The 15,267-nt window shown below is 63.4% G+C and carries 13 protein-coding genes and 1 pseudogene; 3 read left to right on the top strand and 11 right to left on the bottom strand.

Features of this window, described 5'->3' with window-relative positions; genetic code table 11:
* Nucleotides 1–107, bottom strand: a pseudogene (locus tag JKL46_RS35705) (sugar ABC transporter ATP-binding protein); the annotation flags it as partial.
* 300 nt (nucleotides 108–407) lie between these two features.
* Between JKL46_RS35705 and JKL46_RS24290 the strand changes: the two are divergent.
* Nucleotides 408–1,508: a Gfo/Idh/MocA family protein gene (locus JKL46_RS24290; protein ID WP_201838248.1), complete on the top strand. Its 1,101-nt coding sequence runs from the start codon at nucleotides 408–410 to the stop codon at nucleotides 1,506–1,508.
* A gap of 84 nt (nucleotides 1,509–1,592) precedes the next feature.
* Here JKL46_RS24290 and JKL46_RS24285 read toward each other — a convergent pair whose 3' ends face one another.
* The 6 genes from JKL46_RS24285 to JKL46_RS24260 form a co-directional block, all read right to left on the bottom strand.
* The gene (locus JKL46_RS24285) at nucleotides 1,593–2,393 is read right to left on the bottom strand and encodes an NAD-dependent epimerase/dehydratase family protein (protein ID WP_201838247.1); all 801 of its coding nucleotides are present in this window, start codon (nucleotides 2,391–2,393) and stop codon (nucleotides 1,593–1,595) included.
* Between the two features lie 133 nt (nucleotides 2,394–2,526).
* A complete protein-coding gene (locus JKL46_RS24280; protein WP_201838246.1) occupies nucleotides 2,527–3,405 on the bottom strand; it encodes an SMP-30/gluconolactonase/LRE family protein in 879 nt (292 codons plus the stop codon).
* The gene (locus JKL46_RS24275) at nucleotides 3,405–4,418 is read right to left on the bottom strand and encodes a Gfo/Idh/MocA family protein (RefSeq protein ID WP_201838244.1); all 1,014 of its coding nucleotides are present in this window, start codon (nucleotides 4,416–4,418) and stop codon (nucleotides 3,405–3,407) included. The genes JKL46_RS24280 and JKL46_RS24275 overlap by 1 nt, the downstream gene beginning before the upstream one ends.
* Nucleotides 4,419–4,428: 10 nt before the next feature.
* Complete coding sequence (locus JKL46_RS24270; RefSeq protein WP_201838242.1) at nucleotides 4,429–5,295, bottom strand: carbohydrate ABC transporter permease; 867 nt, start codon at nucleotides 5,293–5,295, stop codon at nucleotides 4,429–4,431.
* Complete coding sequence (locus tag JKL46_RS24265; protein WP_201838240.1) at nucleotides 5,288–6,229, bottom strand: carbohydrate ABC transporter permease; 942 nt, start codon at nucleotides 6,227–6,229, stop codon at nucleotides 5,288–5,290. Before JKL46_RS24265 ends, JKL46_RS24270 begins: the two co-directional genes overlap by 8 nt.
* A 91-nt stretch (nucleotides 6,230–6,320) precedes the next feature.
* Nucleotides 6,321–7,601, bottom strand: coding sequence for an ABC transporter substrate-binding protein (locus JKL46_RS24260; protein WP_201838238.1), 1,281 nt, complete (start codon nucleotides 7,599–7,601; stop codon nucleotides 6,321–6,323).
* Nucleotides 7,602–7,958: 357 nt separating this feature from the next.
* On the opposite strand from JKL46_RS24260, the gene JKL46_RS24255 reads away from it, so the two are divergent.
* Entirely contained in the window at nucleotides 7,959–9,209 is a 1,251-nt protein-coding gene (locus tag JKL46_RS24255) for a Gfo/Idh/MocA family protein (protein WP_201838236.1), read from the top strand.
* 87 nt (nucleotides 9,210–9,296) lie between these two features.
* Entirely contained in the window at nucleotides 9,297–10,409 is a 1,113-nt protein-coding gene (locus JKL46_RS24250; protein ID WP_201838234.1) for an Ldh family oxidoreductase, read from the top strand.
* 74 nt (nucleotides 10,410–10,483) lie between these two features.
* Here the strand turns inward: JKL46_RS24250 and JKL46_RS24245 are convergent, their stop codons facing one another.
* From JKL46_RS24245 to JKL46_RS24230, 4 genes are read right to left on the bottom strand one after another with little or no spacing between them, the layout of a single operon-like run.
* Entirely contained in the window at nucleotides 10,484–11,350 is an 867-nt protein-coding gene (locus JKL46_RS24245) for a sugar phosphate isomerase/epimerase family protein (RefSeq protein WP_201838232.1), read from the bottom strand.
* 3 nt (nucleotides 11,351–11,353) lie between these two features.
* A complete protein-coding gene (locus tag JKL46_RS24240; protein WP_201838230.1) occupies nucleotides 11,354–12,544 on the bottom strand; it encodes a dihydrodipicolinate synthase family protein in 1,191 nt (396 codons plus the stop codon).
* Nucleotides 12,531–13,718, bottom strand: a complete 1,188-nt coding sequence (locus JKL46_RS24235) for a Gfo/Idh/MocA family protein (RefSeq protein ID WP_201838229.1) — start codon at nucleotides 13,716–13,718, stop codon at nucleotides 12,531–12,533. The genes JKL46_RS24240 and JKL46_RS24235 overlap by 14 nt, the downstream gene beginning before the upstream one ends.
* 11 nt (nucleotides 13,719–13,729) lie before the next feature.
* A complete protein-coding gene (locus JKL46_RS24230) occupies nucleotides 13,730–15,115 on the bottom strand; it encodes an enolase C-terminal domain-like protein (RefSeq protein WP_201838228.1) in 1,386 nt (461 codons plus the stop codon).
* Between the last annotated feature and the right edge of the window lie 152 nt (nucleotides 15,116–15,267).

The raw sequence follows: 15,267 nt of genomic DNA, 5'->3' as shown, positions 1-15,267 counted from the left end.
CCGACCAGGATCACGAACTCGCCGTCCTGGATCTCGATCGACACGCCGTGAATGACCGGGACGGTTCCGAAGTTCTTTCGAATGTTGCGGATCTCAACTGAGGCCACGGATCTTCCTCCAAAATCTTCTGTTCTTCGGCCCTCTGCGGGGTGCCTGCCCGAATCCCGGATAAAGCCACGCTATCGTAGGCATTCCCGTGGTACGATCAAGTGAAGCACATATCATGTTGCACGACAAATCTTGACATGCAAGCCGGAGTGCCGTTGCATCGCCAACATTGCGGTTCCTGACGCTCGGCCACGATGAGTCGCTGTTGCGTCATCGCACGCAATGCATGCGTGCACCGTATCTAACGACGTCGGCTCCGAAGGGCTTGCGCCGCCCGGAGCGAAGGGAGAACAGCGCTCATGATCAAGAATGTTGCGGTCGTCGGCTGCGGAATCGGCCGCACCCACATCGAATCCTATGCCGCCCATCCGGACAAGTTCCGCGTCATCGTCATCTGCGATCTCAACGATGAGCGGCTGGCGAGCATCGGCGACGAATTCGGCATCGAGCGCCGGACCAAGGACTTCGGCGAGGTTCTGCGCATGGAGGACGTGGACATCGTCGATGTCTGCACGCCTCCGGCCGTCCACCTCGAACAGATCCTGGCAGCTCTTGCCGCCAACAAGAACGTGGTCTGCGAGAAGCCGCTCGTCGGCTCCGTGGCCGATGTGGACAAGGTGATCGAGGCCGAGAAGCAATCCCGTGGCCGCGTGCTGCCGATCTTCCAGTACCGCTACGGCAACGGTATCATGAAGGCCAAGCACATCATCGACCAGGGCATTGCCGGAAAACCCTATCTCGCCTCCGTCGAGGTGTTCTGGAAGCGGACCGCGAAGTACTACGACAATCCCTGGCGCGGGCGCTGGGAAACCGAGCTCGGCGGCGTTCTCGTCACCCACGCGATCCACCTGCACGACCTGCTCACCTTCATCATGGGTCCGGTCAAATCCGTGTTCGCCCGCGCGGCTACGCGCGTGAACAACATCGAGGTGGAGGATTGCGTCGTCGGCAGCCTGGAGCTGCAGAATGGCGCGCTGGCCTCAACGGCTGCAACCCTCGGCTCGCAGGACGAGATCAGCCGCCTGCGCTTCTGCTTCGAGAACGTGACCTTCGAGAGCTGCCAGAAGCCTTATGCGCCGGGCGACGATCCGTGGAAGATCATTCCCGCCTCGCCGGAGGTTCAGGCGCGGATCGATCAGGCTTTCGAAGGCTGGAATTTCGTGCCGACCCGCTTTGAAGGCTTGTTTGCGCCCTATCACGAAGCGCTTCTCTCAGGCGGCCCATTGCCGATCACGCTGACCGATGCGCGGCGCTCGCTCGAGCTGCTCACCGCCTTCTATCAATCCATCGAGACGCAGCGTCCGCAGACGCTCGAGGTCGGCCCCGATCACCCGCGCTATCAGAACTGGAGCCTGGCGAACAAAGGCGCCGATATCCTGCGCTACGCCGCGCGGGCCTGAACCTCATCTCGAGGAAATAACCCGGGGCGCTGCGCCCCGGGATTTTTTTGCCGTCGCGCCGAGCGGCGACACCGGCCTGCAATCTCAGTCGAGCCACTCTTTCCGGCCGGAAAACTCCTCCGGCACGAAGTTTCCGCCCTGGTAATTGCGAGCAAGCTCCGTCTTGAGCTCGATGGCCCCGACCTCCGCCGCATAAATCTCTGCATCGTCCTGCGGCTGATAGCCGAGACGGAAGGCCGCGGAATTGTCCCACCAGGAACGGGTGTTCCTGGAAACGCCGTAGACGATCTCGTGCACGTAATCGGCCGTCAGGCCCACCTGGACCAGGCGCACGAAGTCGGCCTGGGACAGCCAGGTGGAGAGCGCCCGCTTGTTGTCCGGCTTGGGCAGGCACGAGCCGATCCTCAGGCAGAAGCTGCGAATGCCGTGCTTGTAGGCATAGAGCGCCGCCACGTCCTCGCCGATGGCCTTCGTCAGTCCGTAGCGCGAATCGGGGCGAGGCGGACTTTCTCCCGACAGAGCCCTGTCGTTCGGGTGCATGCCGGTGGCATGGTTGCTGCTGGCGAAGAGGACCCGGTCGACGCCGGCGCGTCTTGCGCCCTCATAGAGGTTGATGGTTCCAATGATATTGGACCGGAGCAACTCGGGCCATCCGGTCTCATACGGGATGCCGCCAAGATGAATGATGGCATCCACGTCCTCGCACATGGCCTCGACGGCAGCCGCGTCGGCAAGATCGCAGATGATGCTCTCCTCACCCTCCCCTGTCGCCTCCAGGGGGACGATGTCGGCAAGACGCAACTGGAATTGTCCCCCGAGGGAGCGACGCAGGACACCTCCGAGGAGGCCGGCGGCACCGGTAAGCAGAACGCGTTTCGGAGTCATGGCAGGTCCACGGAACTGAGATGGAATCGGAATGCTGATTTATAATATATATGATGAATTATTCCACGCGAGGCGGGGAAAGCCTCCGCGAAGCGCGATAGGGATCATCAGAATTGCAGCTGGGCAGCGCTTCTCAGGCGTCTGCCCACCGGCCAATCCGGGCGCCGGCCACCGGAGACGCCGCGATGAAGAGGCTGCCGGATTGCGGCGCGCCGGCCAGCACATCCGGATTGTCCGGCCGCAGGGAGGTGATCACCAACGTCCGCAGGTCATCTCCGCAGAAGCACGGCATGGTGGGTGCCGGAACGGGAACGGGATGGGATTCGACGATCTTTCCATCCCGCGTGATGCGGTTCAGACGGCCGGCGGACACGCCGCAGCTCCAATAGAACCCCTCTTCATCGCAGGCCCCGCCATCCGGCCGACCCGTCGTCTCGTCCAGGGTCGCGATCCGCACCCGATTGCCGAGCTCGCCCGAGGACGGCTCGAAATCGTAGCGGTCGATCCAGGGCCCGCGGGAATCGGAGTGGAACAGGGCGCGACCATCCGCCGACCAGGCGAGGCCGTTGGACACGAGACAGAACCGATCCAGCACACGTGTCACCTGTCCACGCCCATCGACCCGATAGAGCGAGCCAAGTGGCTCCTTTTGCGGGCGGTCGTCCATCGAGCCGACCCAGAAGGCGCCGTCCGGCCCTACTTTGCCGTCATTGAGGCGGTTCGTGGCCGGTTCACCGGGAAGCTCGGCGAGAATGTCGAGCTTCTCGCTCTCCGGATCGAAGACGGCGATGGAGCGCTCCAGCGCCACGACGAGCCGGCCGCTTTCCCCGAGCCCGACGGAGCCCACGACCTTCGGCATGGCCCAGCTGCGATGCTCGGAGCCGTCGAGCCGGACGGAATGGATCGCCGGCGCCTTGATGTCGATGAAGAACAGGACCTTGCGACGATCGTCCCAGACGGGACTCTCACCGACCCCGCAGCGCACGTCCTTGAGCAGGCGAAAGTCGAGCATCAGCGGGCCTCTTCCGCCAGGGCCTGTGCCTTCAGCACGAGTTCCATGGCCTTGAAGCAATGCTCCTGCCCCATGGCTGTCTCGGTCCGGTCGCGCACATCGTTCAGGAAGTTGCGGCCGTAGGGCAGCTCTTCGTTGGAGCAGTCGAGATGGCGCATGCCGGCCTTGTCGACAAGGAACAGGTGATCCTTGCCCTCACGTCCGGCAACGTCGATGTATTTGCGCATCTCGATCGTGCCTTCGGTGCCGACGATCATGACGCGTCCATCGCCCCAGATCGGCAGGCCATCCGGCGTGAACCAGTCGACGCGGATATAGCCCGTGGCGTTCTCGGACTTGAGCGTCATCTCGCCGAAATCCTGCAGTCCGGGCGCCTGCGGATTGTTGCGGTTCGCCACCAGCGCATAGGTGATCTCCGCATCCTTCGCGCCCGTATAGAACAGGAACTGCTCGCATTGGTGAGAAGCGATGTCGGTGAGAATCCCGCCATAGGCCGCGCGCTCGAAGAACCATGATGGGCGGATTGGCGCATTGAGCCGGTGCGGCCCCAGGCCAAGGGTGTTCACCACCTTGCCGATGGCGCCGGAGCGCACGAGCTCGCCGGCCTTGTCGGTCACCCGGCTGCTGAAATGCTCCGAATAGAAGATCGAGTAGATGCGCCCGGTCTCCTTCTGGACACGGCGGACTTCGGCCAATTCCTCGAGCGTGATCATGCCCGGCTTGTCGACCATGTAATCCTTGCCGTGACGCATCGCGGCAAGTCCGATCCGTGCGCGGTCCTTGGGGATGGCGGCGCTGACGACGACGGCGATGCCGTCGTCCTCCAGGATCTGGCGGGCGTCGTGGACGCGCCGCGCCTGCGGATAGCGTTCCGCAAAGGGTGCTGCGAGTTCGTCCTCCTCGGCGAAGAAGGACACGAACTCGGCCCCGGCGCCGAGAAGGGCATCGACCTGACCGAAGATATGGTTGTGGTTGATGCCGATGACGCCGAAGCGAACTCCAAGTGCTGACATTCGCTTGTCCTTAACCTTTCAGACCGGTGGTCGCGATGCCTTCGATGAGAAGGCGCTGGAAGACCGCGAAGAACAACAGAACCGGGATCAGAGCGACCACGGACATGGCGAAGAGCGCGCTCCAGTCGGATTTGCCGGTGGAGTCCACGAAGGTGCGCAGGCCGAGCTGAACTGTGTACTGGCTGGCATCGTTCAGATAGATCAGGGGCCCGAAGAAATCGTCCCAGGTCCAGATGAACGTGAAGATCGCAGCCGTGGCAAGCGCCGGAATCGACAAGGGCAGCATGACGCTCCAGAAGATGCGCCACGGCCCCGCTCCGTCGATGATCGCCGCCTCGTCGAGCTCGCGCGGGATGCCGCGGAAGAACTGATACAGCAGGAAGATGAAGAACGCGTCGGCCGCCAGGAATTTCGGCACCACCAGCGGCAGGAAGGTGTTCACCCAGTCGAGATTCAGGAACAGCACGTATTGCGGGATGAGGGTCACGTGATAGGGCAGCATCAGCGTGCCCAGCATGAGCGCGAACCAGAAGTTCTTCAGCGGGAATTTCAGGCGCGCGAAGGCGTAGGCCGCCAGCGAGCACGAGAACACGTTGCCGATCACGCTGAGCACCGCGATGACCAGCGAGTTCCAGAAGAAGGTTCCGAAGCTGACCGTCAGGCCGGACCAGCCGCGGATATAGGCATCGATGGTGAAGGTTTCCGGCCAGAGCGAGGCATTGCCGAAGATCTCGTCATCGGGCTTGAAGCTGCTCGCGAGCATCCACAGGAGCGGATAGAGCATGATCAGCGACACGCCGCAGAGGATCACGTGATACAGGAGCGAGCGGCCTCCCGAGACGTTCGGTGTGGTGGCGACTGTTGTGGTGTCAGTCATTGTAGTGCACCCAGTAGCGAGAGGTCAGGAAGGAGAAGGCGGTAAAGCAGGCAATGATGATCAAGAGGATCCATGCCAGGGCCGACGCATATCCCATGCGGAAATAGGCGAAGCCTTCCTGATAGAGGTAGAGGGTGTAGAAGAGCGTCGAGTCGATCGGCCCGCCGGTGCCCTCGCTGATGATGAAGGCCGGCGTGAAGGCCTTGAAGGCATCGATCGTCTGCACGATGAAGTTGAAGAACACCACCGGCGTGAGCAGCGGAAGCGTGATCTTGATGAATTGCTGCACCTTGTTGGCGCCGTCGATGCTGGCTGCCTCGTACACGTCCGGTGGGATCTGCCGCAAGCCGGCGAGGAAGATGATCATCGGCGAACCGAATTGCCAGACGCTGAGCAGGACGAGCGTATAGAGAGAGTAGCTCGGATCCGAGATCCAGCTCGGCCCGGCGAAGCCGAAGAAGCCGAGCACGACGTTGACGAGGCCGTCCTTGGCGAAGAGCTGGCGCCACAGCACGGCGATGGCGACACTCGCGCCGAGAAGCGAGGGAAGATAGAACAGGGCGCGGTAGAGCGGCAGGCCGGCAATGCCGCGGTTGAGCACCATGGCGAGGCCGAGTGCGAAGGCCAGCTTCAGCGGAACCGCCAGGATGACATATGTGAACGTCACCTGCATCGAATGCCAGAACTTCGCGTCATTTGTGAAGATGCGCTGATAGTTCGCCAGGCCGATGACCTGCGGATCCTGCAGCAGGTCGAAATTGGTGAAGGACAGATAGAGGGACGCGAGCGTCGGGCCGAGCGTCAGCCCGAGGAAGCCGATGAGCCAGGGGATGAGGAAGGAGTAAGCAACGAGCGCACGCGACAGGCCGCGCCAGCGCTTGCTCGTCTTCTCCGGCTCGATGATCGTCAAAGGAATTTGAGCGGTTGTCGTCATATTGATTGGCTCACTGCAATGTCATGATAGACGGACAGGCCGACCCGGTTCGGCTGGGTCGGCCTGGTGAGTCAAAAGGCGGAGCTTTGCGTCAGGCGCGGCTTAAGATGGCCTGGGCCTCGCTGACATATTGCTTGCCGCCATCGGCCACGGACACGCGGCCGAAGCTGACCTGCTCCGCGATGCGGCGCAGCATCGTCTGGATCTCGCCGGCGCCCTTCGGCGGAGCGGGCGGGATCGGCCCGACCTTCGGCGTGACGTGCGAGATGAAGTCGACCACGAGCTTGCCCATGGCGTCGAGATCGGCCGAGACCGCCTCGCGGATCTTCGGCGAGGCGGGAACGCCGCGCTCCACGCCGAGGAGCTTCGCGCCCTCGACATCCTTCACGGTGAAGTTCGCGAACTTCACAACCGGCTCGGCCACCTTGGTGCGAGCATAGATGCTCCACATCATCGACGGCTTCAGGTAATGGCCCGGGCTCGGGCCCGCGCCCTGCGGGTACATGGTGATGCCGAGCGGGTTCTTGTTGAGAACCTGGTAGCCGACATACTGGTTCGAATGGTTGAAGGCGCAGGCCGCGCGGCCCTGCGTGAGCAGGTTGGTCTCGATGTTGTTCTTGTCGAGCGCCTGCAGATCGGCCGGCGGGCAAGCCTTCGTTTCACGCGCCTTGGCCCACATGGCGAACCAGTCGGTCGCGTCCTTCTCGTCGAGGCCGAGCTTGCCGTCCTCGGTGAACAGCGCCTTGCCGCGCTGGCGCAGCCAGTTCTCGTAAGGCGATTCTTCTCCGCTGCCGTCTGACGTACCGTAATATTCGCCGTTATGCGCCTTCGTCACCGCGGCGGCGAGTTCGAAGAACTTGTCCCAGGTCACGTCGATCGGCTCGGCCACGCCGGCCTTCTGGAACGCGGCCTTGTTGTAGATCATGGCATTCGAGTTGTTGCCGAGATTGATGCCGTAAAGCTTGCCGTCGACCTTGCAGCTGTCGAGCGACGCCTTGTCGAAATCGCTGATGTCGAGGGACTTGCCGACGAATTCGTCGAGCGGCAGCAGAGCGCCGCGGCGTGCATATTCCGCAACGTAGCGATAATCCATCTGAATCAGATCGGGAGCATTGCGGCCGGCCGCCTGAGTGGCAAGCCGCGGCCAGTAATCGCCCCAGGCCAGGGTTTCGCCGTCGATCTTCACGCCGGCATTGCGGTCCTGGTAGAGCGAGACCGCCTTCAGGGTGCGGTCGGAGCGCTCCTTGGATCCCCACCAGTACAGGCGGATGCGGGAATCCTGGGCAAAGGCCGGCACGCTGCCGAGGGCAGCAAGTCCGGCGGAGCCAAGAGCCGCCTTTAATAAAGTCCTGCGGTCGAAGTCATGTGTCATGTGGCGTGTCTCCCTCTTGTGACGCTGCCTCATCGGCAGCGCGAATTTATGGCCCTCGACGACAGCCCTCTTGTGGCGCCTGCTCAGGCCTGTCTTCCATCCTGGCCTCAGCCGTCACGGGGCGCGTTTCTTTTGTCGCCGTCCGGCATGAAGCTAGAATTTAGAATGGTTGTATGTCAACCAGTTGTATGATGTAATTTGGCGGTCTAAGCTTCGAGACCGAAGCCTCTTCAAGAGATAAAACGCAGACGGAAAGAGCCCACACCGTGGTTCGCCTCAGACTGAAAGCTCTAATTTGTCTGACAAATTTAACGCTCTCATAACCATCCGAGCGAAGCAGCAGGAGACCTCAGGAGAATGGACCGCTCAAGCAGGAAACGGATCGCCCTCATCGGCACCGGCCATCGCGGCACGGGCATGTGGGGCGTCAACGTCGTCAAGGACTACAGCAACTACGTCGAGATCGTCGCCCTCTGCGACAAGAATCGCCTTCGGGCCGAGCGCGCGCGGGGCTTTCTGGGAATAGATGCCCCCATCTACACCGACGCCCAGGAGATGATCGCTACCGTCAAGCCTGACCAGGTCATCGTCTGCACCCGGGATTCGAATCACGACGAGATCATCGTGCGCGCCCTCGAGGCCGGCATCGACGTCATCACCGAGAAGCCGATGACCACCACGGCCGAGAAGGTGCGGCGCATCCTGGATGCCGAAAAGCGCACCGGGCGCCGCGTCGATGTGACCTTCAACTACCGCTACGCTCCCACCGTTCGGAAGATCAAGGAACTGCTGAATTCGGGCGTGATCGGCGATGTCACCTCCATCGATTTCCATTGGTTTCTCGACAACAAGCACGGTGCCGACTATTTCCGCCGCTGGCATGCGGTGGAGGAAAATTCCGGCAGCCTTTTCGTGCACAAGAGCACGCACCATTTCGACCTGATGAACTGGTATCTGGACGACGATCCGGAACAGGTCTTCGCCTTCGCGAGCCTGCGCAAATACGGCAAGGCCGGCCCATTCCGCGGCGAGCGCTGCAAGACCTGCGAACATGCCAGCTACTGCGACTATTACGTGGACATCAGCAAGGATCCCTGGCTCGAGGCCCTCTACGAGGATCCCTCCCGCGAGGACGGCTATGTCCGCGATGCCTGCGTGTTCCGTGAGGAGATCAACATTCCCGACACGATGTCGGCCATGATCCGCTACAAGAAGGGCGTGCAGGTCACCTACTCGGTCAACACCTACATGCCCATCGAAGGGCATTTCATCGCCTTCGACGGCACCAAGGGCCGCATTCAGATGCGGCAATATGAGCGCCAGCCCTGGGAAACGCCGGAATATGACGAGATCCAGCTCGTCCGGAACTTCGGCGGCGTCGAGACTATCCAGGTTCCGCACGAGCCGGGCGGCCATTTCGGCGGCGATCCGAAGCTGCAGGACATGCTGTTCAAGCCGGGCACGCCTGATCCCCTGAAGCAGCGGGCCGGCTCGCGCGCCGGCGCCATGTCGGTTCTGTGCGGCGTCGCGGCGCTGCAGAGCGCGAAGACGGGCCAGATGGTCAGCGTCTCGAAGCTGCTCGATCCGACACAGGCCATTGCAGCCTGATGACAAAGATGGGAGGTGGCCTGGTCCACCTCCCTTTTTAGCTTCGCGCGCCGGAGCAGTCGCACCAACCACTTGAGACAATAGCCAATGATCGCGAGCGAGACTATCTCGGCCGAGGTGATTCGCGCCCAGATCGAAGCGATCCTGCGCGCCTGGGGCATGAGCGAGGAGACCCTGCGCCTCACGGCGGAGGTGATGGTCGAGACCGACCTCCGCGGCATCGACTCCCACGGCATCTCGATGCTGACGCAATATGCGCAGATGCAGAATGCCGGTCAGTTGCGGATCCGGGCCGAGCCGAGGATCGTGCGGCAGAGCGCGAGCACGGCCCTGATCGACGGCGGCGCCGGATTGGGACATCCGGCGGCGCTGATGGGCATGAATCTCGCCATCGAAAAAGCCCTGGCGCACGATGTCGGCGCCGTATCGGTGTTCAACTCGCATCATTTCGGCGCGGCGGGCTACTACGCCACGATGGCAGCGGAGCGCGGGCTGATCGGTGTCGTCTCCTCGACCACCCGCGTGATTTCGGTCGTTCCGACCAATGGCGTCGAGCGCGTTCTCGGCACCAATCCGATTGCGATCGCAGCGCCGGCAGGTCGTCACCGGCCCATCTGCCTCGACATCTCCACCAGCGTCGTCGCAGCGAACAAGGTCAAGGTTTACGCACTCAAGGACAAGGACCTTCCAGCGGGATGGGTGATCGACGGCCAGGGCCGGTCCGTCACCGGTTCAGGAGAGGCCTTCAAACTGATCTTCGAGGGCAGCGAGGGCGGGCTGACCCCCGTCGGCGGTGCCGGCACCGAAATGGGCGGGCATAAGGGATACGGATTGGGCCTGATCGCCCAGATCCTGTCGGGCACCCTCTCGGGCGGCTCCTTTTCACCGATCAGGAACCTGACGCAGACGCCGTCCGATCCGGACAATATCGGCCATTTCTTCATGGCGCTGAATCCCGAGGCCTTCAGGGCAAGGCAAGACTTCCAGTCCGATCTGGACGTGGTGATCGACACCCTGCATGCCGTAAAGCCGATCCGTGACGATGAGCCGGTTCTGGTGCCCGGCGAACCTGAATGGACCGCCCGCGATGAGCGGCTCGCCAATGGCGTTCCGATCCCGGAAACGTTGATGCTGAAACTGCGCGAGATCGCAGACGCTGCGGGCGCTCCGTTTCTGCTGAAACCGACGCGCGCAGCGTGACGGGTTGTGGCTCCCGCCCGTAGGCGGGAGCCAAGTTCAAGACACGATGTCAAAGATCGCGAACGCGCGGCTTTTTAGACGACCGCGCGATGCCGCTCGATGCAGGTGGCGAGCACCTCCTCCATCGGCTTTTTCCACCAGTTGTTCTCGGAGAAGATCTCCACCTCCGAGTAGCCGGTATATCCGACTGCCTCGACCTCTTGGCGGATGCCGCGCAGATCGATGACGCCGTCGCCCATCATGCCGCGATCGAGCAGCAGGTCGGTCGTCGGCACGAGCCAGTCGCAGACGTGATAGGCGAGCAGCCGGTCCTGGCCGGTGCGGCGGATCTGTTCCTTGAGGTTCGGATCCCACCACACATGATAGACGTCGACCGCAAGGCCGAGCATGCCCGTGCGCTCCGGATCGACCCGGTCGCAGATGTCGAGGGCCTGGCTCATGGTGTTCACGCAGGCCCGGTCCGCCGCGTACATCGGATGCAGCGGCTCGATGGCGAGCGGGAGATCGGCCTTGCGGGAATATTCGAGCAGCGTCCCGATCCCGTCCTCGACCATGGCGCGCGCCGCATCGATGTCCTTCGAGGCTTCGGAGCCCGGCCGCGAGTATTGCGGCAGGCCGCCGACCACGAGCACGAGGCAGGGTGCGCCGAGCGCAACCGCCTCGTCCACCGCACGGCGGTTGTCGTCGGTCGCCTCCTGAAGCCTTGCCGCATCGGCCGGGAACATGCCGCCGCGGCAATAGCCGGAGAGTTCGAGCCCCGCATCCTTGACGGCCGCCACGGCGCGGTTGAGGCCCACACTCGCCACCTGGTCGCGCCAGGGCGAGATCGCCTTGATCTCGGCTCTGGCGCAGGCCTCCGCGATGGCGACGAGGTCGCCCTGCTTTCTCACCGTCGCGGTGTTGATCGACAGGGCGCGGTGATCGCGTGTGAAGTCACGCATGCTTCAAGCCTCCACCCCGTGCGTCGCGAGGACGTGGCGCATGCGCTCGACTGCGAGGTCGGGATCGCGCAGCAGGCCGGCCTTGTCCGCCAGACGGAAAAGCTCGGCGAGATGCAAGGTCGAACGGGTGCTCTCCTGTCCGCCGATCATGGTGAAGTGGTCCTGATGGCCGTTGAGATAGGCCATGAACACCACGCCGGTCTTGTAGAACCGCGTCGGCGCCCGGAAGATGTGCCGCGACAGCGGCACCGTCGGCGCGAGCACGTCGTGGAACGCGTCGAGGTCGCCCGCGGCAAGACTCACGAGAGCCGACGAGGCTGCCGGCGCGATGGCATCGAAGATGCCGAGCAGCGCGTGCGAATAGCCCTGATCGTCGCCTGCGATCAGCTCGGCATAGTTGAAGTCGTCGCCCGTATACATGCGCACGCCCTTGTCGAGGCGGCGGCGCATGGCGATCTCCTTGTCCTTGTCGAGGAGGGAGATCTTGACGCCGTCGACCTTGCCCGCATGGCTGTTGATGATCGACACGCAGGTATCCATCGCGGCATCGAGATCACTCGTGCCCCAATAGCCAGCGAGCGCCGGATCGAACATGTCGCCGAGCCAGTGGATGATCACGGGCTCCTTCGCCTGGCTGAGGATGCGGTCATAGACCTTGACGTAATCGTCGGCCGACTTGGCGACGCGGGCGAGGGCACGCGAAGCCATGAGGATGATGCGCCCGCCGACTCCTTCGATGGCGGCGAACTGCTCCTCGTAGGCGCGGATCACGTCATCGATGCTGCGCGCGGCTTCCGGCGCCAGGTGATCCGTGCCGGCGCCGGAGAACACGAGGGCATCGCCTCGCGCCTTGGCGGCGCCGACCGAGCGGCGGATCAGCTCGAGCGAGGTCGGCCAGTCGAGGCCCATCCCGCGCTGCGCCGTGTCCATGGCTTCGGCGACGCCGAGGCCGAGATCCCACAGACGCTCGCGATAGGCGATAGTCTTGTCCCAGTCGATGGCGGCCTGCAGCCACGGATCCGCATCGGCGAGCGGATCGGCCACCACATGGGCAGCCGAGAACGCGATGCGGTTCATCGGCCCGCTGACCTTGTCCGGGAAGGACTTGGGCGCGGAGAGCTTATAGGTCTCCAGGCTGCGATCCGCCTGCGGCAGGCGGATCGACAGGGCGCTGACGGTTTCAGGCCGGTTCATGCTGCTTCTCCTTCGAAGCGCCGACATTCAGCGGCGGCACGTCGACCCAGCGGCGCTCGCGCCAGCTCTCGAGGGCGCATTCCACGAGCTGCACGCCCTTGGCGCCTTCGACGAGGGTGTACTTGTACGGCGCATCCTCGACGACATGGCGGACGAATATCTCCCACTGCGTCTTGAAGCCGTTGTCGTAGACCGTGTTGTCCGGCACCGGCTGCCAGGTGTCGTAGAAGTCGATGGTCTGCTTCTGGTCCGGGTTCCAGACCGGGCGCGGCGTCGCCTGGCGCGGCTGGATCACGCAATCGGTGAGGCCGGCGACGGCCGATCCATGCGTGCCGTCCACGTGGAAGGTGACGAGATCGTCACGATAGACGCGGGTGCACCAGGACATGTTGATGTGGGCGATCACGCCGCCATCGAGCATGAAGGTGGCGTAAGCCGAATCGTCGGCGGTGGCCTGATAGGTCTTGCCCTTCTCGTCGACACGCTCGGGAACATGCGTCGAGCCGATGCAGGAGACCGAACGCACCTCGCCGAAGAGGTTGTCGAGCACGTAGCGCCAGTGGCAGACCATGTCGAGGATCATGCCGCCGCCGTCCTCGGAGCGGTAGTTCCACGACGGGCGCTGCGCCGGCTGACCCCAATCGCCCTCGAACACCCAATAGCCGAACTCGCCGCGCACCGAGAGCATGCGGCCGAAGAAGCCGGAATCGCGCAGCATCTTCAGCTTCTGCAGGCCGGGCAGGAAGAGCTTGTCCTGCACGGTGCCGTTCTTCACGCCCTTCTCGCGGGCGAGACGGACGATCTTCAGCGCCTCGGGCAGGTTCGTGGAGATCGGCTTCTCGCAATAGATATGCTTGCCGGCGTTGATCGCCTGCTCGAGCAGCGTCGGGCGCATCTGCGTCGTCGCCGCATCGAAGAAGATCTCGTCCTTCGGATCGGCGATGGCCTTGTCGAGATCGGTCGTCCAGCGCTCGATGCCGTATGTCTTCGCGAGCTCTTCGATCTTATCCGCGTTGCGTCCGACGAGGATCGGATCGAGCTGAACCTTCGAGCCGTCGGAGAGCGTCACGCCCCCTTGCGCGCGGATAGCGGCCACCGAGCGGATGAGGTGCTGGTTCATTCCCATGCGGCCGGTGATGCCATGCATCACGATGCCTAATCTGCGTTGAGCCATGATGAAAACTCCTATCGATAATGGTGTGAGAGAGGAACGAGACTGCTCCAGTCAGGCTCGGCACCGCCGGCGAAACCTGGGGCAGACAATAGGGAGGCGGTCGCAAGCGAGCCGCGTTCGAAAGCAAGGCCGATGCGGCCGCCCTGCGTTCGGTAGAGATCGGGATGCGCGGCGGCGAAATGCGCCGCTTCCGCATCCGGTGCGGGGCCGAAGCCCTCGACGTAGTGGTGCCCGTTACGCTCGGCATGGGTGAGCCCGAGCGTCGCGACGAGTACCGTGTCCTGCTCGATCCCGAGCCCTGCCTGACAGGTGAGATCCTCGGCGGAGACGAAGAACCGGCCCGGCTGCCGCTCATTGAGGCCTGCCACGCGCACGCCGTTCAGGACCGACTTGTAGAATCCCTTGCAGGCTTTCGAGGAGACGCCGCGATAGCCGAGCTCGACCGCGCGCGGGAAGGCATCGTAATCGCCATCGGCCTCGTCGATGATGAACGGGATCTCGGCGGCGAGATCGCCGAGAGGCGCCGCGAAGGTCCCGGCCCGGTCGAAGGGCTGTTCGATATAAAGCAGGCGCTCGCGGAAACTTTTCAGAGAGCCGCTCTGCATCGCCCGAAGAAGCGTCCGCAGACGCTCAGGGTCGTATTGCTCGTTGGCGTCGAGCGTCGCGCGGTAGTCCGGAACCTGCCGCGACAGAAGCTCATGGATCGCCTGCAGCCGCGCGATATCCGCCTCGACATCGCCGCCGATCTTGATCTTGAACATCTGCAGCCGCGCGTGAGCGATCTCCTCCGCAAGGCTGCCCTCGCCCTCGAGCGCATCCAGCATCCCGATCGTGTGCCGCAGGCGAACCTCGCCGACCGGTCGTATCCCTGCCAGGAAGGCCTGAATGCGCCCCTCGTCGAGATCAGGCGTCAGCCGCGCATCGATGCCGAAGACGTTGCGCCGCAACCCGTCCTGGAAGGGAAACTTGAGTGCCTTGAGCAGGCCGTCGGCGACCGCCTTGTCGATCAGCGCCGGCCCATAGGATGCGGCGAGGCCGGGAAGGCCCTTGTCCGCGGCCCATATCTTCTGCGCCGTAAAACCGCGGGCATGGTGGCCGAAGGCCGTGTCCCACTCCTTCGCCTCGGCATAGGAGCGCGCAGCCTCCCCGACGCTCGCCTTCAGATCCGCGATGGTGTCGTGGGGCGTCTTGGCCGGGTTCTTGTCGAACCATTTCGGCATCATCATCTCGGCGGTGATGCCGGTTGCTACGCCAGCCCCCTCGACCTCGACCTCCACCCGCACGAAAGCCTGCGGCGCCTCGTCGACGGTCACGAGGCCGAAGCGGAACGGGCGCGCGAAGCGCATCGGCCGCTCAAAGGTCTGGATGTCACGGATGCGAAGTCGCGTGCCTGACATGATCGTTAGTCCAGATGACCGCGGCTATGGACCAATAGTCCGAACGGCCTGATCCAGGCCGAATTTAGCAGATTCTGGCTGGCGCGCGCGAGCTTCGACGACATGGCGTCATCCCCAAGTGCGTTTCCGATGGGTTCCGTGGGCGGCTTCGA

It is taken from the genome of Microvirga zambiensis WSM3693 (assembly GCF_016735695.1).
GTDB lineage: Bacteria > Pseudomonadota > Alphaproteobacteria > Rhizobiales > Beijerinckiaceae > Microvirga > Microvirga zambiensis.
This window is presented reverse-complemented; position numbering and strand designations above follow the sequence as displayed.

Excerpts from the sequence above, each read along its gene's own strand:
- JKL46_RS24250 (WP_201838234.1), top strand. The coding sequence starts at position 9,297 with ATGATCGCGAGCGAGACTATCTCGGCCGAGGTGATTCGCGCCCAGATC.
- JKL46_RS24230 (WP_201838228.1), bottom strand. The coding sequence starts at position 15,115 with ATGTCAGGCACGCGACTTCGCATCCGTGACATCCAGACCTTTGAGCGG.
- JKL46_RS24285 (WP_201838247.1), bottom strand. The coding sequence starts at position 2,393 with ATGACTCCGAAACGCGTTCTGCTTACCGGTGCCGCCGGCCTCCTCGGA.
- JKL46_RS24255 (WP_201838236.1), top strand. The coding sequence starts at position 7,959 with ATGGACCGCTCAAGCAGGAAACGGATCGCCCTCATCGGCACCGGCCAT.
- JKL46_RS24265 (WP_201838240.1), bottom strand. The coding sequence starts at position 6,229 with ATGACGACAACCGCTCAAATTCCTTTGACGATCATCGAGCCGGAGAAG.
- JKL46_RS24275 (WP_201838244.1), bottom strand. The coding sequence starts at position 4,418 with ATGTCAGCACTTGGAGTTCGCTTCGGCGTCATCGGCATCAACCACAAC.
- JKL46_RS24235 (WP_201838229.1), bottom strand. The coding sequence starts at position 13,718 with ATGGCTCAACGCAGATTAGGCATCGTGATGCATGGCATCACCGGCCGC.
- JKL46_RS24280 (WP_201838246.1), bottom strand. The coding sequence starts at position 3,405 with ATGCTCGACTTTCGCCTGCTCAAGGACGTGCGCTGCGGGGTCGGTGAG.
- JKL46_RS24270 (WP_201838242.1), bottom strand. The coding sequence starts at position 5,295 with ATGACTGACACCACAACAGTCGCCACCACACCGAACGTCTCGGGAGGC.
- JKL46_RS24260 (WP_201838238.1), bottom strand. The coding sequence starts at position 7,601 with ATGACACATGACTTCGACCGCAGGACTTTATTAAAGGCGGCTCTTGGC.
- JKL46_RS24290 (WP_201838248.1), top strand. The coding sequence starts at position 408 with ATGATCAAGAATGTTGCGGTCGTCGGCTGCGGAATCGGCCGCACCCAC.
- JKL46_RS24245 (WP_201838232.1), bottom strand. The coding sequence starts at position 11,350 with ATGCGTGACTTCACACGCGATCACCGCGCCCTGTCGATCAACACCGCG.
- JKL46_RS24240 (WP_201838230.1), bottom strand. The coding sequence starts at position 12,544 with ATGAACCGGCCTGAAACCGTCAGCGCCCTGTCGATCCGCCTGCCGCAG.